Origin of the sequence: Paraburkholderia ribeironis (genome assembly GCF_900019265.1) — a bacterium.
Taxonomy (GTDB): domain Bacteria; phylum Pseudomonadota; class Gammaproteobacteria; order Burkholderiales; family Burkholderiaceae; genus Paraburkholderia; species Paraburkholderia ribeironis.
Genome location: NZ_CYGX02000080.1, coordinates 1 through 18,794 on the forward strand (window position 1 = coordinate 1; position 18,794 = coordinate 18,794).

General features: G+C 63.6%; 17 protein-coding genes and 2 pseudogenes. 8 read left to right on the forward strand and 11 right to left on the reverse strand.

Annotation, left to right across the window (positions count from 1 at the left end):
- Window positions 1–27: 27 nt before the first annotated feature.
- The gene (locus BN2475_RS28730; RefSeq protein ID WP_425435578.1) at window positions 28–1,521 is read left to right on the forward strand and encodes an MFS transporter; all 1,494 of its coding nucleotides are present in this window, start codon (window positions 28–30) and stop codon (window positions 1,519–1,521) included.
- A gap of 200 nt (window positions 1,522–1,721) precedes the next feature.
- On the opposite strand, the gene BN2475_RS28735 is transcribed toward BN2475_RS28730, so the two are convergent.
- The 5 genes from BN2475_RS28735 to BN2475_RS28755 form a co-directional block, all read right to left on the reverse strand.
- Window positions 1,722–1,997, reverse strand: coding sequence for a hypothetical protein (locus BN2475_RS28735; protein WP_094782859.1), 276 nt, complete (start codon window positions 1,995–1,997; stop codon window positions 1,722–1,724).
- 65 nt (window positions 1,998–2,062) lie between these two features.
- On the reverse strand, window positions 2,063–2,494 hold the full coding sequence (locus tag BN2475_RS28740; protein ID WP_094782823.1) for a DoxX family protein: 432 nt from the start codon (window positions 2,492–2,494) through the stop codon (window positions 2,063–2,065).
- Window positions 2,495–2,715: 221 nt separating this feature from the next.
- Window positions 2,716–3,123 (reverse strand): VOC family protein, encoded by a 408-nt coding sequence (locus tag BN2475_RS28745; protein WP_094782860.1) that lies wholly within the window; start codon window positions 3,121–3,123, stop codon window positions 2,716–2,718.
- Between the two features lie 169 nt (window positions 3,124–3,292).
- Window positions 3,293–3,757, reverse strand: coding sequence for an RbsD/FucU family protein (locus BN2475_RS28750; protein WP_094782861.1), 465 nt, complete (start codon window positions 3,755–3,757; stop codon window positions 3,293–3,295).
- Between the two features lie 595 nt (window positions 3,758–4,352).
- Window positions 4,353–4,721, reverse strand: coding sequence for a nuclear transport factor 2 family protein (locus BN2475_RS28755; RefSeq protein WP_094782824.1), 369 nt, complete (start codon window positions 4,719–4,721; stop codon window positions 4,353–4,355).
- A 292-nt stretch (window positions 4,722–5,013) separates the two neighbouring features.
- Between BN2475_RS28755 and BN2475_RS28760 the strand changes: the two genes are divergently transcribed.
- The 7 genes from BN2475_RS28760 (at window position 5,014) to flhC (ending at window position 10,265) form a co-directional block, all read left to right on the forward strand.
- Window positions 5,014–5,385, forward strand: coding sequence for a type II toxin-antitoxin system RelE/ParE family toxin (locus BN2475_RS28760; protein ID WP_094782825.1), 372 nt, complete (start codon window positions 5,014–5,016; stop codon window positions 5,383–5,385).
- Window positions 5,382–5,684, forward strand: coding sequence for an addiction module antidote protein (locus BN2475_RS28765; RefSeq protein WP_074769728.1), 303 nt, complete (start codon window positions 5,382–5,384; stop codon window positions 5,682–5,684). The genes BN2475_RS28760 and BN2475_RS28765 overlap by 4 nt, the downstream gene beginning before the upstream one ends.
- Window positions 5,685–5,861: 177 nt before the next feature.
- Window positions 5,862–6,722 carry a helix-turn-helix domain-containing protein gene (locus BN2475_RS28770; RefSeq protein WP_245841658.1) on the forward strand — a complete coding sequence of 287 codons (861 nt, stop codon included), beginning with the start codon at window positions 5,862–5,864 and terminating at the stop codon, window positions 6,720–6,722.
- Window positions 6,723–6,876: 154 nt separating this feature from the next.
- Window positions 6,877–7,413: a GNAT family N-acetyltransferase gene (locus BN2475_RS28775; RefSeq protein ID WP_094782827.1), complete on the forward strand. Its 537-nt coding sequence runs from the start codon at window positions 6,877–6,879 to the stop codon at window positions 7,411–7,413.
- Window positions 7,414–7,603: 190 nt separating this feature from the next.
- Complete coding sequence (locus BN2475_RS28780) at window positions 7,604–8,827, forward strand: YeeE/YedE family protein (protein WP_094782828.1); 1,224 nt, start codon at window positions 7,604–7,606, stop codon at window positions 8,825–8,827.
- A 533-nt stretch (window positions 8,828–9,360) separates the two neighbouring features.
- Window positions 9,361–9,681 (forward strand): flagellar transcriptional regulator FlhD, encoded by a 321-nt coding sequence (gene flhD / locus BN2475_RS28785; RefSeq protein WP_007177882.1) that lies wholly within the window; start codon window positions 9,361–9,363, stop codon window positions 9,679–9,681.
- 14 nt (window positions 9,682–9,695) lie between these two features.
- Complete coding sequence (gene flhC, locus BN2475_RS28790) at window positions 9,696–10,265, forward strand: flagellar transcriptional regulator FlhC (protein WP_094782829.1); 570 nt, start codon at window positions 9,696–9,698, stop codon at window positions 10,263–10,265.
- Window positions 10,266–10,436: 171 nt separating this feature from the next.
- On the opposite strand, the pseudogene BN2475_RS28795 reads toward flhC, so the two are convergent.
- From BN2475_RS28795 to BN2475_RS28825, 6 genes and pseudogenes are all read right to left on the reverse strand, one after another.
- A pseudogene (locus BN2475_RS28795) lies at window positions 10,437–10,793 on the reverse strand (divalent metal cation transporter); the annotation flags it as partial.
- Window positions 10,794–10,926: 133 nt separating this feature from the next.
- Window positions 10,927–11,301: pseudogene (locus tag BN2475_RS28805) on the reverse strand (MetQ/NlpA family ABC transporter substrate-binding protein); the annotation flags it as partial.
- Between the two features lie 296 nt (window positions 11,302–11,597).
- Window positions 11,598–13,265 carry an efflux transporter outer membrane subunit gene (locus tag BN2475_RS28810; protein ID WP_094782830.1) on the reverse strand — a complete coding sequence of 556 codons (1,668 nt, stop codon included), beginning with the start codon at window positions 13,263–13,265 and terminating at the stop codon, window positions 11,598–11,600.
- 13 nt (window positions 13,266–13,278) lie between these two features.
- Window positions 13,279–16,464: an efflux RND transporter permease subunit gene (locus tag BN2475_RS28815; RefSeq protein WP_094782831.1), complete on the reverse strand. Its 3,186-nt coding sequence runs from the start codon at window positions 16,462–16,464 to the stop codon at window positions 13,279–13,281.
- Between the two features lie 56 nt (window positions 16,465–16,520).
- Window positions 16,521–17,741, reverse strand: a complete 1,221-nt coding sequence (locus BN2475_RS28820) for an efflux RND transporter periplasmic adaptor subunit (protein ID WP_094782832.1) — start codon at window positions 17,739–17,741, stop codon at window positions 16,521–16,523.
- 35 nt (window positions 17,742–17,776) lie between these two features.
- Window positions 17,777–18,631 (reverse strand): alpha/beta hydrolase, encoded by an 855-nt coding sequence (locus tag BN2475_RS28825; protein WP_094782862.1) that lies wholly within the window; start codon window positions 18,629–18,631, stop codon window positions 17,777–17,779.
- Window positions 18,632–18,794: the final 163 nt, after the last annotated feature.

Sequence of the window (18,794 nt, forward strand, 5' to 3'; positions counted from 1 at the left end):
AATGAACGCCCCGTCGCGATGGGTCGCATGAACTCCTCGACACCCCCTCTCTCGCCCATGCTCGGCCGCGTCCTCGCCACCGTCAGCGTCGGCTTCGTCGTCACGCAGCTGGACGTGACCATCGTCAATATCGCGTTGCCGAGAATCGGCGCGGACCTGCAAACCAACGTCGCGGGCCTGCAATGGGTCGTCGATGCATACACGCTCGCGTTCGCGGTGCTGATGCTGTCGGCGGGCGCGCTGGGCGACCGCTTCGGCGCGCGGCGCATGTACGCGGCCGGCATCGTGCTGTTCGCGCTGGCGTCGCTCGCCTGCGGCCTCGCACTCGATGCCGCCATGCTGGTCGGCGCACGCGCGCTGCAAGGCGTGGGCGCCGCCGCGATGCTGCCGAACTCGCTCGCGCTGCTCAACCAGTCATACGGGCACGATCCCAAACTGCGAGCGCGCGCAGTCGGCTTGTGGACCGCCTCAGGCGCGATATCGATCGCGACGGGACCGATCGTCGGTGGCCTGCTGATTGCGGCATTCGGCTGGCGCAGCATCTTTCTCGTCAATCTGCCGATTTGCGCGGCCGGTCTGCTCGCGACGTTGCTGTGGGTGCCCCGGCCCGCTGCCGCACAGTGCAATGCGCCAACCTCCGTTGCCAACGTCGCCAGCAACACCGGCGCAACCCCGCGCGGCATCGATCTGGCCGGCCAATGTCTGGCGATCGTCGCGCTCACCGCGTTCGTCGCCGCTGTGATCGAATGGCGCCCGCTTGGGCTGGGTCACCCGCTCGTGGCCGGCGGCCTCATGCTGGCCGTGCTTGCGGCGAGCGCGTTCATCACCGTGGAAGCGCGCGTCGCGTCGCCGATGCTGCCGCTCGCGCTGTTCAGCAAGCGCACCTTCAGCGCCGCGGTGCTGTTCGGCATCTGTGTGAATCTGACGTACTACGGCATGGTGTTCGTGCTGAGTCTTTATTTGCAGCGCGTGCGCGGCTATACGCCGTTGCAGGCGGGACTCGCGTTCCTGCCGTTGACGGGCGGCTTCCTGCTGTCGAATGTAGCGAGCGGCTGGGTGGTCGGCCGCTTCGGCGTGCGGGTGCCGATGATCGTGGGCGCGATCACCGCCGGGCTCGGCTACGCCCTGCTGCATTGGGTCGACGCGAGCACGCCGCTGATCGGCCTGCTGCTGCCGTTCCTGCTGATCCCGTCGGGCATGGGCCTTGCCGTCCCGGCGATGACCACCGCCGTGCTCGCGTCGACCGAAGCGAAACGCGCCGGCACGGCGTCGGCGGTGCTGAACACGGCGCGGCAAGCGGGCGGCGCGGTGGGCGTGGCCGCCTTCGGCGCGCTGGCGAGCGGCGCGGCGGCCACGCAGATCGTCGCCGGGATGCAGGCCGCGACCGCGATCTCGGTGGGTTTGCTGAGCGTGGGAGGCGTGGTGGCCTGCTTCGTCCATCCGAAGCCGCACGCATCAGCGCCGGTCCAGCGCAAGCGTGCCCACGAGCCGAACCCGGCGCGAATCGGTGAGTCACGCTGAAGGCTTGGCCTCGCTGCCCGGTTCTATTCCGTCAGTACAAAAGACAACCCCCGCGATGCTTGCGCACCGCGGGGGTGTCGGATGAATAACGCGGCGCAGGCAAACGCCGCATGACATGGCCGTATGACATGGCCGCACAATATGGCCGCATGAAGCGACCGAACAACGCGGCCGTACAACGCGCGCTGGCGCAATGCCGCTTACAGCGACGCCTCCTGAATCGTGCCCGTATCGATCGCGCGTTCGATCAGCCCTTCGCTCTGCGCCTTCGCGATCGCGTCGGCGATCAATTTGTCCGGCTCCTCGATTTCGGCCTTCAGCGCACCGATGAATCCGGACGCATCCAGGATCACCAACGTTTTCGCCGAATCGGCGAGGCTGATGATCACCCGATGCGGCGGCGTCGCCCCTTCGCCCAGACTTGCGCACAACTGCGTGACTTGGCCACCAATGATCTGCTCGAAACTCTGAATCATCATGTGCTCCCTTGACTACAGCCAGGATCGGAAGCGGCCCTGCACCTGCCAACCCGCTCGCGGCATCAGGGACGCAAGCCGCCGCGCGGCACGCGCGCACCGTCGACGCTCAGACGGCCCGCACCGGTCACGAACAGCAGCAGGAAACCACCCGCGATGCCGATGTTCTTCCAGAAATGGATCACCATGTCGCGCTGCAACGCGGGATCGACGATATTCCAGAAGTCGTGGCCCAGCACCGCCGTGGCCACCGTGTACGCGGCCATGAAAAGCGCGAGCGGGCGAACCTTGAAGCCGATTACCAGCAACAGACCGCCGAGCACTTCGACCGCGGTTGCAATCGGCGCGGCGATCTGCACGAACGGCACGCCCTTCGAATGCAGATACCCGACAAAGCCGGCATAGCCCAGCAGCTTCATCACACCGCTCCACAAAAACAGCACAGCGAGGGCAATACGTGCAAGGAAAATAATGCCGGAATCGACGGGACGCGTCATGGGGGCCTCCTGAAATTGAATATGCAGCAGACCCGGCCGGGCGTGCGCAGTTCCCACTTTGCATCTGAGAATATGTGCAATGGCGGCCTTTTCCAAGTTTGGGCTGCGCGGCGCGGCTGGGAGGCCCGGCTGCGGAAAGGAACAACGGTGTCCCGGCGCTTCACGCGCGCCGGTATCGCCAGCGCGCGTGAGCGTGCTTGCGCGCGGACGTTGCCACGCGGCTAGCCTCGCGGGTAAGTGGCGACTTCGATCAGATTGCCGTCGGGATCGCGGCAATACACCGAGGTCATCTTGCCGCGCGCACCGTCGCGCTCCACCGGACCAGCCTCGATCTCGACACCCTGGGCAAGCCAATGCGCCTTGACCTCGGCCGGGCTCGCGGTGGTGACGAAGCATAGATCGGCACTGCCGGGTACCGGCTCGCGTCCGGTGAACCAGGCGAGCGTGTCGGCCGCCGCCGGACGCAGGTTGATTTTCTGATTGCCATAGGTCATCGCGATCCGCGTACCGGTGCGCGACGCGAACTCGGTGCGCTGCATACCGAGCATGCGCGCGTACCAGGCCGCGCTGGCTTCGACGTCCGCGACGTTCAGAACGAGATGATCGAGACTGTCTATCGAGAAGCTCATGGGTGTGGTCACCGTGATGAGTTGCGCCGTGATGAGTTGCGCCGCGCCAATGTTGAATCGCAATCAGCGCCGCGCCGCTGGCAGATGAAAAATCAACGCACGCGACACTCGCGTTCGCCGATGTATCGCGCGGATTTCAGCTTGCCGGCTCGCATGGTGCGATGCGAAGTCACGACCGCGGCGCATCCGGCGCGAGCAGCACGCCTTTGGTGAACACAAAGCAACCATAGCCCCGCTCTTCGCCGGTCGCGATCACACAGTACGCTTTGCGTGCCCGCTCATAAAAAGCGAAGCGTTCGACCGATGCAAACGGCACCTCGCGTCCTTCGGCTGCATTGACCTCGGCCTGTGCCTCGCGCTGCACCGCCGGAATCGTGTCCGGTTCGCCCACCACCTGCATGCGCGACGCGGGTCGTTCGATGAAGGTGTCCAGCGGCATCACCGACAACACCGCGCGAATCGCACGCGGCGAGCTCACGCCGTCAAGATGAAGCAGCTTGCCGAGCACGGTCTGACGTGCAACCGAATCGGCCGGGAAGTTGGCGTCGCAAATGACGAGTTCGTCGCCATGGCCCATCGAGCGCAGCGCATGCAGTATGTCGGCGTTCAGCAGCGGGTCCAGATTCTTCAGCACGGTGTCTCCTTGTTGTCCGATTGATTCCGATCGACGGTTCGCCGTCTGGGTTCGGGTCGCGCAAAGCGATCGGATTCGCGACCGGCTCACGCGCGCAGTTGGACACGACCGAACGACTGACGCTCGACGGCGGCGATGCTGCGTACCGAATCGCAATGCGGAATCGCAATGCGACGATCGATTGTAGCAAGCAACGTTGCGAGCCTCCGCGCAACGCGGCAGCCGGTCGTGAGGCGCGGCGGCCGTGCCGTCGACTGGCCGGCTGCCGCGCTGCTTCGGCACGCAGGCGTCTGCGGCGGCACGCGGCGCGGCCGTGGCGCCGCACTGCCACCGCAGCCAGCCAACCAATGCGAGCAGCACGAGTCCCGCGCCACCCAACACCGGCTCGCGCCAGCCCAGCAAGGCGATGAACATGAACGCCCGCGCGCCGGCGAGCAGTGCGAAGCCAGCGATCGCGCTGGACAACGCATCGACGGCGGTCGACAGACGCGCAAGTGCTAGCGCGCGCTGGACCGGGCGTTGGATCTGCATAGGCGTGGCGGGCTCGTGCATCGTTGTCTCCGTTCTGCGTTCTGCCGTCAGGCGATCACACTGGTCAGGCGCTGGCAGGCGCCTCGTCGAGGAAGCCGGTGACCGCCTGCAGGCGGCCGTGCGCATCCACCACGCCGAAATCGGATCCTTTGACGATCGCGTCGCCCGCGGGCGTGATCAGCTCCCAGGAAAAACGCAGCCGGTTCGCAAAGCCGTCGACCTGCGTCGTGCGGCGAAAGAGGTGCTGCGGGAAACGTTCGTGCACCGCGCGGATTATCGCGTCGATGCCATCGTGGCCCGCGCCGGCGAGCAGCGGATCGCGATAGTCGGCGTCGGCGGTCCATGTCGCGGCGATCAACTCGCGACGGCGCGCGCCATCGGTTTCGTTCCACGCGTCGAAATAACGGTCGATCAGATCGGTATGCGCGTTCATCTCAGGACTCCTTGATTGGCATGACTGAGCGCTACGCTCGGCAAACACGTTGTATGCGGCGGGCTCGGAATGAAGATTGACGGTTCAGTCGCGTTGAGTCGATTACGTGACAGGTAATCGTTCGGCTGCCTCGACACACATGGCGTCGATGAGCGCGCTGGATTAGCCATCTGGCCGAATCGTCAGAAGCAGCGCCGGCCGCTAATCTCATGCGCACGAATGGGAGCTGCGCAGCACCACGCGCAGCATGCGACGCAATGAACGGGGTGCGGCTGCGAGCCGCTTTATTGATATGACTTTGACACTTGCAGAAACGTATCTACGTGGATACAATCATCAGCAGATCGGAACACCGCCCGTGTACACGGTCAACCGCACCGAGTTGTTCGACACCTGGCTTGCGGAACTCGCGGACTTGCGCGCGAGGGCGAAAATCCTCGTGCGAATCCGGCGTGCGGAACGCGGGCATTTCGGCGACATAAAGCGGCTGGAAGACGGCGTGTCCGAGATGCGCATAGATTGTGGCCCGGGCTATCGGGTCTACCTGGCGCGCGAAGGGCGCTTGATGTATCTGCTGCTCTGCGGTGGCAACAAATCCACGCAGCGGGCCGACATCGAGCATGCCAAAACAATGTGGGCAGCAATCAGAAAGGAATTGTCATGAGCAAGATCAAAACGGCACGGTTCGATGCATCGCACTACCTCGACAGCGAGGAAATGATCGCTGAATACCTGAACGCCGCGCTCGAAGAAGGCGACGCCGACCTCCTTCTCGCCGCGATCGCCGACATCGCAAAAGCACGCGGCATCGCGAAAGTCGCGGCAGACGCCGGGCTTGGGCGCGAAAGCCTCTATAAAACGCTTGCGCCAGGCTCGAAACCGCGCATGGATACGGTGTTCAAACTGCTGCGTGCGCTCGGCGTCAAGCTCAACGCAGTGCCGGAAGGTGTCGCGGCCGCCTGATTCGGCTTGCCTGTTTCATATCGACTCGCCTGCTTCAGACTGCTTGCCTGTCACCTTATCGGCACGCCGAATGGCTGCGTTGGCTTGAATACTTCCGGGTATTCGTAGAGGTCGGCGGGGTTTCCCATTACCTCTCACGTAATGGATCGCTCACGCGCTTTGGCTATGATCGGTGGCATGAACACACTCTCTCTCGCGCAAACGGTTCCTTCGCCCAACCTAGGGGCCAGTCGCACGGTCGGCGATCTGCTACGCGAATGGCGGCAACGGCGGCGAATGAGCCAGTTGCTGCTCGCCACTGAAGCGGAAATTGCAACGCGGCATCTAAGCTTCGTCGAATCGGGCCGCGCTCTGCCTAGCCGGGAAATGGTCATGCATCTCGCTGAGCGGCTCGAAGTGCCACTGCGTGCACGCAACACGCTGCTGATCGCCGCGGGCTATGCGCCGCTGTTCCGTGAGCGTGCGCTGTCCGACCCGCAACTGGCCGCGGCACGCGAGGCCGTCGATTTGGTGCTCAAGGGACACGAGCCCTATCCCGCACTCGCGATCGACCGACACTGGACCATCGTCGCGGCGAACAACGCGCTCGCGCCGCTGCTGACCGGTGCCAGTCCCGAACTGCTGAAGCCACCCGTGAATGCGCTGCGCCTGAGCCTGCATCCGGAAGGCATCGCGGCGTCGATCGTCAACTGGCATGCGTGGCGGGAACATGTGCTGGCGCGGTTGCAGCGGCAAATCGATGTGAGCGGCGACGACACGTTGAGCGCGCTACGCGACGAACTGGCTGCCTATCCCACGCCGCCGGGCGTCGACGCGGCTGACCATGACGACACCGCCGCCAATCAGATCGCCGTACCGTTGCGGCTGCGCACGCCGATCGGCGTGCTGTCGTTTTTCAGCACGACCACCGTGTTCGGCACGCCCGTGGACGTCACGCTGTCGGAACTTGCAATCGAAGCGTTCTTTCCAGCGGATCAGCAGACCGCGGCGGCATTGCGCGAGTTTGCGGAAAACCAACGCGCCGAAGCCGAGCGATAGTTTCTTCCGCGGACATTGCCAGATACTGAGACACTGCTCTGGTTCGGCATCGAATGCTTGACTCCGTTGCGTCTGTTGCGTCTGTTGCGTCTGTTGCGTCTGTTATGTCCGTTACCTCGCCCCCTCATTTGCGCCAACCACTTCGTACAAAGAAATGCCCTCCACCGATAACGCCATACTCGTACGTCAACTCGGTCCGGCTGACCGCGATGCCTATTTCCAGCTTCGCCTGCGCGGTCTGAACGAGCATCCGGAAGCGTTCGGCCAGAGTTACGAGGAAGCACTCGCCAAAGGCGCGGCGCAACACGATGTAATGCTGCAGAGCTCGCAAGCAGCCGACGGCGATTTTTTGCTCGGCGCGTATGCATCGGCCGACGCACCGCTGATCGGCGTGGTTGGGCTAGCACGCAACCAGCGCGACAGGGAGCGGCACAAGGCAACCGTGTTCGGCATGTATGTCGCGCAGGAAGTCGTCGGCCGGGGCGTCGGCCGTGCGCTGCTCAACGAATTGCTGGCGCGTGCGGCGCGAATCGAAGGTTTGCTGCAACTCCAGTTGATGGTCGACAGCCACAATCAGCCGGCGCGCAAACTGTATGAGTCGCTGGGTTTTCGCCGATATGGCTGCGAAGTCGGCGGGTTGAATGTTGGCGGCGTGCTCCATGACACGGATCTGATGGCGCGGTTCATGTAAAGGACGTCGCTGCCGGGCGCGCCGCCAACCCACACATCTTCTCGCCCCCCGCTTCGCGCGCCCAATCCGGCCCACCCTCCCCAAACCGCGATCCGTGCTATCGTTTCCGGCCCCCTTTTCCTGCGTCCCAACCCGCTTTCCCGGCCCCCTCCGAGCGCCTGGGATCAGCAGCTTGTCAGTCAACTTACCCATGTCCGACCTTTCCACTCCGCTTCCTCGCGTGCCACGCCGTTTCGACATCAATCCGAAGCCGCTGGGCGCTGCGCTCGTCCTCATCGCGCTTGGCGCTATCTATCTGGCGCAAACCGTCAGCGGCCGCCAGGCGGCGCTGTATATCGTCGGCGCTCTGCTGGGGATGTCGCTCTATCACGCGGCGTTCGGCTTCACTTCGGCCTGGCGGGTGTTCATCGCCGACGGCCGCGGCGCCGGTCTGCGCGCACAGATGCTGATGCTCGCACTCGGCGTACTACTGTTCTTTCCGGTCCTCGCGGCCGGCACGTTGTTCGGTCACCCGGTAGTCGGGCTCGTCGCGCCGGCCGGCACGTCGGTGCTGGTCGGCGCGTTCATGTTCGGCATCGGCATGCAACTGGGCGGCGGCTGTGCGTCCGGTACCTTGTATACGGTCGGCGGCGGCAGCACCCGCATGATCGTCACGCTGGCGGCATTCATCGTCGGTTCGGTCGTCGCGACTGCGCATATGCCGTTCTGGACCGCATTGCCGTCGCTCAAACCGCTTTCAATGATGATCACGCTCGGCGCCGGCTGGGCCATCGTGTTGAATCTGATCGTGTTTGCCGCCATCGCGGCGCTCACCGTGCTCGTCGAGCGTCGCCGCCACGGCCGGCTGTTTAGCGAGCCGATGCGCCAGCCGCAGGCGTCGCGATGGCTGCATGGCCCGTGGCCGCTGTTCGTCGGCGCGATTGCGCTCGTCCTGCTCAACTTCACGACGCTGGCGCTGTCGGGCCGTCCGTGGGGCGTAACGTCGGCGTTCGCGCTGTGGGGCGCGAAGATCTTCGGCGCGCTCGGCATCGACGTGGCCAGCTGGCCATATTGGGCCGCGCACGCCAATGCAGGCTCGCTGGCCGCGCCGGTTACACATGATGTGACGTCGGTCATGGATTTCGGCATCATCCTCGGCGCAATGACGGCCGCGGCGCTCGCCGGCCGTTACGCGCCAGTGTGGAAGCTGCCGGCGCGCTCGCTGATCGCGGCAGTGATTGGCGGCCTGTTGCTAGGCTACGGCGCCCGTCTGGCTTATGGTTGTAATATCGGTGCCTACTTCAGCGGGATCGTGTCAGGCAGCCTGCACGGCTGGCTGTGGCTGGTCGCCGCCTTTGCCGGCAACATGCTGGGCACGCGTCTGCGGCCAGTGTTCGGGCTCGAAGTCGAACGCGTCCGCCAGTCGGGCTGCTAAAAGTTACGCAAGAAGTTACAAAGACGGCCCCGCTTGTAACTGGGGCCGCACCATCCTGTTACATCTTCGATGTGTCCCCAAAGCAGATCAATGGGACGGTATTTATTACACTCCTTTGATCTCGCTTTCTACTCCCTTTCCAATTCGCGCGAAATTACCGACTCGCCATGGGTCAGCCTTCCCTTGCTCGGACGATTGAGTGAAGCCCAGGCCTGACAAGGGCTTTCACGAATCGAACGAGCGCTGAAAAGGCACAAAAATTCGTCACGCATGATCTATTACAGGCGCGTGAAACGATTACCGAAATTTGTTGTATCTTTTTCGAGATATTTTTTGAGAAGGGATTGATTTCTGGTTTTGCCCTTCATACAATTCGTCCCAAGCTGTTACGAAATGTAACGCGATGTATCAAAGAGTCGCCATTTGTATCAGATGACAACTTGTAGCCGGAGGGCATCGTTTCCGGTGAGGCATAAAAGACATAACGGCAAAAAAAGGCCGACATAGCAATTCGGGGCTTCGGAAACAGAGAAATGGACCGTAGCAGCGAGACGTTGGATTCGATCCGCGAGATCAATTTGTCTTACATCATGCTCGCGCAACGCATGTTGCGTGAGGACAAACCGGTCGGGATGTTCCGTCTGGGATTGTCGTCGGAGCTGGCCGATCTGCTTGCCGGGCTGTCGCTCGCGCAGATCGTCAAGCTGGCCGCCTCCGATCAGCTTTTGTGCTTCTTCCGCTTCAACGACCACTCGATGTTGTCGGCGTTGACGCAAACGACGAAGCACACAGCCGTTGCCCCCACTCATGCGGCGATCCTGCTTGCTGGCCAGCCCGCCGAGCAGTTTGCTTAACCAAGGTGACAGCGATGCTCAAGCGTAGCCTGACGGAAGACGCCCAGGAAGTATTCCGCGCGATCGCACTAATCGAACTCGGCGCACGCATGCAGGTGCTCGAAAGCGAATTGACGCTCTCGCGCGACCGCATGATCCGCCTGTACCGCGAGGTCAAGGGCGTGTCGCCGCCCAAGGGCATGCTGCCGTTCTCGGCGGACTGGTACATGACGTGGCTCGCGAACATCCACGCATCGCTGTTCTACAACACGTACCTGTTCCTGAAGAACGAAGCGCGTTGCTCGCATCTGGATGCGCTGACCAAAGGGTATCGGCTGTATCTGGAACATTGCCAGCACAGTGAAACCGAACCGGTGCTGGACCTGACTCGCGCATGGACGTTGGTGCGTTTCTTCGACGCCGACATTCTGCAATTGACCAAATGCTGCCGTTGCACCGGCAAGTTCGTCGCGCACAAGCACGATCTGCAGCACAACGTAGTCTGTGGCGCATGCCAGCCGCCGTCGCGCGCCGGCAAGACGAAGAAAGCCGCGGCCGCCCGCCAGGAAGCGCTTGAAGCGACGCAGGTCGCACAGGCCGCCTGAGTTGCATTGATTCGATGAGGGCCTGGCCCGAACCGAACCGAACCGAACCGAACCGAAGCCTTGAAGAAGTCCGCCATCGTGCGGACTTTTTTTTCGCCTGCGCACTTGCGCACCTGCACACCTGCACACCTGCACGCTGGCACGCTGGCACGTCGGCGGCACGCGGTCACCTCAGCCGGCCAGACCTACGGTCTGCACCACGAGCCACAAGTTCGCCGCACTGATCGCGACGAACAGCGACCACGCGAGGAGCCGCGTCGGCAGCCGGTTGGCGAACTCGCCCATCAACGAGCGGTCGCTGGTCATGCGAATCAGCGGATAGAGCGCGAACGGCAACTGCAGGCTCAACACCACCTGGCTTGCGACCAGCAGTTGCCCGACCGCACCGTTGCCAAGCATTTGCACGCCGATCAACGCGGGAATCAAAGCCAGTGCGCGCGTGATGAAACGGCGCTGCCAGCACGGGATCTTCAGCTTCAGGAAGCCTTCCATGATGACCTGCCCCGCGACCGTGCCGGTGAACGCCGAGCGGTCGCGCGGATGGGTCCACAGACCGTGATTGATATGGCCGACCGCATTCATGTTGAACGCGTTCAGCAGGATCTTCTTCTTCGCCATCGTGCGGTTCCTTCGAGGTTGCGGCGACCATCCGCCGTGTTGACTACCACGCCACGGCGTACAGATTGCCGAAGGCCTTGTCGAGCGCGGCACGCACGGCCGGCGAATGCTGGTAGAGCGAGATGAATTTGCGAATGCGCGGATCGTTCGCGCTTTCCGGACGCACGACCCACTGAATCGCGTAGTTCTTGTTCTCGAGCCCGTCGAACAGCAGCGCGCTATTCGGGTCGGTGGTGCCCGCGAGCTTGATGAAGCTCGGATAGCCTTGCGCGAGATCGACGTCGTCGAGTGAGCGGGCCAGTTGCGATGCTTCGAGCTGAATGATCTTCAGGTGCTTCGGGTTATCGACGATGTCGAGCGTGGTCGCGCGGTAGTCGAGCGAGGTCGAGGCGAGCCGATGCAGCGGAGCGCGCTTAAGACATGCTCAGCGGGCCGGCAACGATCGGGCTAACCGGGCAATGGAAATCTGCAACGAATGGCATGGCCGCCGCATTACGGCGACAGAGCGCGCGGGTCGATCAGCGCGGACAGCGGAAGGTCGGACAGGTCATCGCCTCTCTCCAGATGAGGTGCGAATCATCATAGAGGGCGGCAATCCAGCGGTCTACGAACGGATTTTCGCAAGGAAAGCGCGAAAAAAGATTTGGACAAAAAAACGCCGGGTTGCGCTGTCGCGCAACCCGGCGTTCATGACGACGTGAGTGATTCGATCGGTTAGCGCCTCGCCACCTGCTGTGCCGCTGCCGCTGCCGCTGCCGACTCATTTGCCGAAGCAGCCGCGGGCGCTGCCAACGAACCAGCCAACGGCGTCGCCACACCATCCGCAGTCGAAGCCGGCGCAACTGCTCCCACCGCCGTATCACCCGCGTGCACATCACCCCAGCCGCCGCCCAGCGCGCGAATCAGATTCACGGTCGCGACTGCCTGCGTGCCAAACAAATGGCTCGCCTGCAATTGCGACTGCAGCACCTGCCGTTCGCTGTCGATCACATCCAGATAGCTGACCGCGCCCTCGGTGTACTGCGTGCGCGACAGATGCGCCGCGCGTTGCGACGCATCGACCGCGGCGTTCTGCTCGCGCATCTGATCGTCGAGCAGACGCAGATCGGCCAGGTTGTCCTCGACCTCGCGGAACGCGACCAGCACCTGCTGACGATACTGCGCGACGTCCTCGTCATACTTCGAGCGCGCTTGCGCGAGATTCGCCTTGCGCCGGCCGCCGTCGAACAAAGGAACCGTCAGCGCGGTGCCTGCAAACGGACCGAGGATGAACGCGCGGCTCGACCACATGAACAGATTGCCGAGCGTCGCCGACTCATAGCCGAACGCGCCGGTGATATCGAGCTTCGGGAAGAACGCCGACTTCGCGAGACCCACGCGCGCATTCGCGGCCGCCATCGCCCGCTCCGCCGCTGAGATGTCCGGCCGGCGTTCGAGCAGCGCCGAAGGCAAACCGGGCGGCACGCGCACCGTCACCGGCACGAGCGGCGCTTGTGCGAACGAAAAGTCCGCGGGCGGCTTGCCGAGCAGAATCGCGAGGCTATGCTCGGACGCCGCGCGCTGACGCGCGACACCGACCGCATCGGCACGCGCGCTCGCCAGTTCGTTGCGGGCGCGCGAAACGTCCAGTTCGCCGATATCGCCTTCCCTGAACCGACGCTCGGCCAGCTTCAGCGTGTCCTCGCGCAGCGCGACGGTGCGGCGATACAGATCCTGATCCGCATCCAGCTCGCGCAACTGGAAGTAGTTCTGCGCGACATCGGCCTGCAACGACAGTTGCACCGAACGGAACAGCGCTTCGCTTTGCTGCTCGTCCGCACGCGACGCGTTCACATTCGAACTGACCCGCCCGAACAGATCCGCTTCATACGACGCAGTGACCTGTGCGCGCCAGATCGTGCCCGTCGTGCCGCCCGCGCTATCCGGCTGGAATTGCGATGCCGCAGACGCCCGTTCGCGTGTCGGGCCGAAGCCCGCGTCGAACTTCGGGAACCAGTCCGACTTCGCCGCCTGCGTCACAGCGCGCGCCTGTTGCACGCGTGCGGCGGCGGCCTTCAGGTCCTGGTTCGCAGCGGACGCCTGTTGTTCCAGTGCATCGAGCTGCGCGTCGCCGAAGATCTTCCACCATTCACCGCGATGCGCGTCGTCGGCGGGCTGCGCCTGCTTCCATGTGCCGGTGTCGCCGGTCGATGCGGCGGACGGCGTGGACGCGGCGGACACAGCCGAAGCGGGCGTTTCCTTGAACGCGGCCGGCGTATCCACGTCCGGCCGCTTATACGTGGGCTCCACCGAGCACGCGGCGAGCAGCGCGACCAGCAAGCCGCTCGCCGCCGCCCGGCCCCACCCGCTCAAAGATTCAAAGCGAGATTCAAAGCGTTTCATTGTTGTTTTCTCCTCAGGCGTCCGTCACCGGCGACGCATAGTGCGGCGCGTCCTTCTGCGCGACGTGAATCGTCCCGCCAGCGAGCGAGCGCAGCACCACATAGAACACAGGGGTCAGCATCAGACCGAACAGCGTGACGCCGAGCATGCCGAAGAACACCGCGATACCCATCGCGTGACGCATTTCCGAACCCGCACCGCTCGACAGCACCAGCGGCACCACCCCCATGATGAAAGCGATCGATGTCATCAGAATCGGCCGCAGACGCAGACGGCTCGCCTCGATCGCCGCCGACAGCGGGGTGTGCCCGTCATGTTCGAGCTCGCGAGCGAACTCGACGATCAGAATCGCGTTCTTCGCCGACAACCCCACCAGCACCATCAAACCGATCTGCGTGAAGATGTTGTTGTCGCCACCCGTGAGCCACACGCCGGTCAGCGCGGACAGCACGCTCATCGGCACGATCATGATCACCGCGAGCGGCAGCGTCAGGCTTTCATACAGCGCCGCGAGCACGAGGAACACGAGCAGCACGCTGATCGGGAATACCCACAGACCTGCGTTGCCGGCCAGAATCTGCTGATATGTCAGGTCGGTCCATTCGAGCTTCACGCCGTGCGGCAATACCTCGGCCGCCACGCGTTCGGCCGCGGCTTGTGCCTGACCCGACGAGAAGCCAGGCGCCGGTCCACCGTTGATGTCGGCCGCCGTGTAGCCGTTGTAGCGCACCACCATCTCCGGACCATAGGTCGGCGTCACCGTCACCAGCGACGACAACGGCACCATGTCGCCCGCCGCATTGCGCGTCTTCAGTTGCAGGATGTCGTCGGCCTGTTGACGGAACGGCGCATCGGCCTGCACCCGCACCTGATACACGCGGCCGAAGCGGTTGAAGTCGTTCACATACAGCGAGCCCAGGTAGATCTGCATCGTGTTGAACACGTCCGTCACCGGCACGCCGAGTTGCTTGGCCTTCACGCGATCCAGATCGACGTTCAGTTGCGGCACGTTGATCTGATAGCTGGAGAAGGTCGGGCCGAGTTCAGGCGTTTGCGCCGCGCGCTTCACGAATGCTTGCGCAGCCTTGTTCAACTCCGCGTAACCGAGCGCGCCGTGATCCTCCAGTTGCATCTTGAAGCCGCCCAGCGTGCCGAGACCGAGTACGGGCGGTGGCGGAAACACCGCGACGAACGAGTCCTTGATCGCGCCATACTGCTGGTTCAGCGCGCCGGCGATCGCACCGGCCGAGAGCTTCCTGTCGCCGCGCTCCTTGAAGGGCTTGAGCGTCACGAACACGATCCCCGCGCTCGAGCTGTTCGTGAAGCCGTTCACCGACAGACCAGGGAACGCCACCGCGCTTTCCACGCCCGGTTGCTTCAGCGCAATCCCACTCATATCGCGGATCACTTTCTCCGTGCGATCCAGCGATGCACCGTTGGGCAACTGCGCGAACGCGATCAGATACTCCTTGTCCTGCGCGGGCACGAAGCCGCCCGGCACCACGCGTGCGACCAGCACGGTCGCGCCCACCAGGATCGCGTACACCGCGAGCATCGCGCCCTTGCGGCGCAGCACGCCGGTCACGCCCCGTCCGTACGCGGCCGAGCCGCGGTGAAAGACCTTGTTGAAGCGTCTGAAGAAGCCGCCCAGCAGACGATTCATCACACGCGTCAGGAAATCTTCCTTCGCACCGTGACTGCGCAACAGCATCGCGGAGAGCGCCGGCGACAAGGTCAGCGAATTGAACGCCGAGATCACGGTCGAGATCGCGATGGTCATCGCGAACTGCTTGTAGAACTGACCCGTCAGGCCGGTCATGAACGCGAGCGGCACGAACACGGCGACCAGCGTCAATGCGATCGCGATGATCGGCCCGCTCACTTCCTGCATCGCCTTGTAGGTCGCATCGCGCGCACTCAGCCCGTTTTCGATGTTCCGCTCGACGTTCTCGACCACCACGATCGCATCGTCCACCACGATGCCGATGGCTAGCACCATGCCGAACAATGACAACGCATTGATCGAGAAGCCGAACGCGAGCAGCAGCGAGAAGGTTCCGACGATCGACACCGGCACCGCGATCAATGGAATGATCGATGCACGCCACGTCTGCAGGAACACGATCACCACGATCACCACCAGTGCGATCGCTTCGAGCAGCGTATGCACGACTGCCTCGATGCTCGAACGCACGAACTGCGTCGGGTCGTAGACGATCCGGTATTCGACGCCCGCCGGCATGTCTTCGGCCAGCTCCTTCATCGCCGCGCGCACCTGGTCGGAAATCGCCAGCGAGTTCGCACCCGGCGCCTGATTGATCGCGAGCGCCACGGCCGGCTTGTTATCGAGCAGCGAACGCAGGCCGTATTCCGACGCCGCGAGTTCGACGCGCGCAATGTCGCGCAGATAAGTCACGCCGCCATCCGGCGCGGTCTTGACGATGATGTCGCCGAATTCGCCCTCGGTCTTCAGACGGCCGCGCGCATTCACCGACAACTGCAACTGCGTGCCCGGCACGGACGGCGATGCGCCGATCACGCCGGCCGCCACCTGAATGTTCTGCTCGCGGATCGCATTGACCACTTCAGTCGCCGTCAGACCGCGCTGCGCGACTTTGTGCGGATCGAGCCAGACGCGCATCGCGTAGTCGCCCGAGCCCCACAACTGCACTTCGCCGACGCCCTGAATCCGTGCGAGCCGGTCCTTGACGTTCAACAGCGCGTAATTGCGCAGATACGTCATGTCGTAGCGATCGTTCGGCGAGATCAGGTGGACCACCATCGTCAGCGTCGGCGAACTCTTGATGGTCGTGACGCCGAGCCGTTGCACGTCTTCCGGCAGACGCGGCAGCGCCTGGTTGACGCGGTTCTGCACCAGTTGCGTCGCGAGGTCCGGGTTGGTGCCGAGCTTGAAGGTCACGGTGAGCGTGAGATTGCCGTCGCTATTCGCTTGCGACTGCATGTACAGCATGTTCTCGACGCCATTGATCTGCTCTTCGAGCGGCGCCGCGACGGCTTCGGCGATCACCTTCGGATTCGCACCGGGATACTGCGCGTGCACCACCACCGACGGCGGCACCACTTCCGGATACTCCGAGATGGGCAGCTTGAAGAGCGAGATGATGCCCCCAAGCAGAATCAATACCGACAGCACGCCGGCGAAGATCGGCCGATCGATGAAGAATTTGGATATATTCATTGGAAGCTCTTAACGTTGGAGCATGCGCCGCGCTGGCGAGCCGAGGCGCACCGCGCTCACGAATTTCCGTCCGTGCTTGCAGCCGGCTTTGCGCGCGTCTGCGCGAGCGGCGCGCTGTTCGGGTCCTGGTCGGTGGTCATCGGCACCATGTGCGCGCGCACCGCGTCGCCGGGGCGCACACGCTGAACGCCGTTGACGACGATCCGGTCGCCCGCCTTCAGGCCGTCCTTCACGACGCGCAGATTGCCCTGCATGCTGCCCACCGATATCTCGCGGTACACGACGTGATTGCCCTGATCGACCACCAGCACGAATTTCTTGTCCTGGTCGGTGCCCACGGCCGAGTCGTCGATCAGCACCGCCGGATGCGGTGCGCTGCCGCCCACTTTCACGCGTGCATACAGGCCCGGGATCAATGCGCCATCCTGGTTGTCGAAACGCGCTCGCACGCGGATCGTGCCCGACGACGTATCGAGCCGGTTGTCGACCGATTCGATCGTGCCGCTGCGCGAGTAGCCGCTTTCGTCCGCGAGACCCAGTTCCACCGGCACCTTGCTGCCGTCTTTCGCGCGGCTCAGGTATTGCAGATAGGTCTGTTCATCCGCGTCGAACGACGCGTAGATCGGCGACACCGACACTAGCGTGGTCAGCGGCGCGGCACTCGCCCCCGCCGATACCACGTTGCCCACCGTGATTTCCGCACGCGAGACGCGACCCGCCACCGGCGCGACGATCTTCGTGTAGCCGAGATTGATGCGCGCGGTTTCGAGCGCGGCTTGCGCCGCCTTCAGGTTGGCGCTCGCCTCGCGCGCCGCGTTCTGCTTCTCGTCGTAGTCGCGCTTGGCGATCGCGTTGTCGGTGATCAGGCGTTGCGCGCGCTCCCAATCGCTCTGCGTGTAACCGGTGCGCGCCTGTGCGGCCGCGAGCTGCGCTTCGGCGCGATCCACTTCGGCCGCATACGGGCGCGGATCGATCACGAACAACGTGTCGCCCTTTTTCACCAGCGCACCGTCCTTGAAGTTGACCGATACGATGGTGCCCGGCACCTGCGAACGAACATCCACTTTTTCGACTGCTTCGAGACGGCCGGAATAGCTCTGCCAGTCGGTAATGGTTTTCTGCACCACCGTGGCGACGTCGACTTCCGGCACGATGGTCGGCGCGGCGGGCGAGCTGGCATCCACGCGAATCGCGCCGAACGTGCCGAGGCCGGCCAGCACGACCACGACGAGCGCAGCAATCGCCACACGGCGACGGGAAAGAGGAAGGATAGTCATGAGAAGCTCCCGGTATCGTTGATTCAAGTCGTTGTTTATCGATGGGCGCGCGCATCGAAGCGCCACTGGAAAAATCGCACTGCTTCCTGCAACGCGGGCGGATGATCGGCCAGCGCCGCATGCGAGACACTCGGATAGCGGACCACCTGGGTCAGCACACCCGCGTCGATCAGACTGCTCGCGTATTTCTCCGCTTCCACATGCAGCACATCGTTCTGCGCGGTCGCGATCAAGGTGGCCGGCAAACCCGCGAGCCGCGACGATTCGAGCGGCGCGGCATACGGATGCATGCGCTGCGACGCTTGCGGCAGATACGCGCGATAACACGCCGCGCACTCTCTCGCCGTGATGTCCGAACCCAAGCGCTTTTCGTCGCCCAGGCGCGTGAGGCTCGGATCGAGCATCGGCCCGAACAGCGCCTGCGCGGCGATCTGCACGTCGCCACGATCACGCGCGATGAACGCGAGGCAATTGGCCAGTTGCCCGCCCGCATCATGGCCGGCCACGCCGACCTTCCTGCTATTGCCGCCGAACGCACGCGCACGCGTTTGCACCCACAGTGCCGCGCGATGCGCATCTTCAGGCGCGGCGGGAAACGGATACTGCGGCGCCAGCGAATAGCCCACCGAGACGACCAGCGCCGGTAAGTGTTCTGCGAAATAGCGCGCAGCGAAGTCGGCCTGTTCGAGCGAGCCTTTCGTGAAGCCGCCGCCGTGGAAATAAAGCAGTACCGGCAATGCGGTTTTCTTCGCGAGCCGGTATAGACGCAACGTGATGTCCTGCGCGTGTCCTTCGATCTGTACGTCGGTGATGTCGAGTGCCGTGCTATCTGCGACTGCCGCGCCACTGCCGGCGGGCGCAAAGGAGTACGGCGGTTTGAATGCATTCATGTCGAGCCGCGCAATGCGCATAGAACTTCAATGGTGCGCATTGTGGGTTCAGCAGAGTCGTAAATAAATGCCTATAATCCGGCAACACAATTCGGTGCCCCCGAACAATCGGAAGCGATTGCTCCGCGGATTCAATTCCCCGCCCGGTGCACCTGCCCCTTTT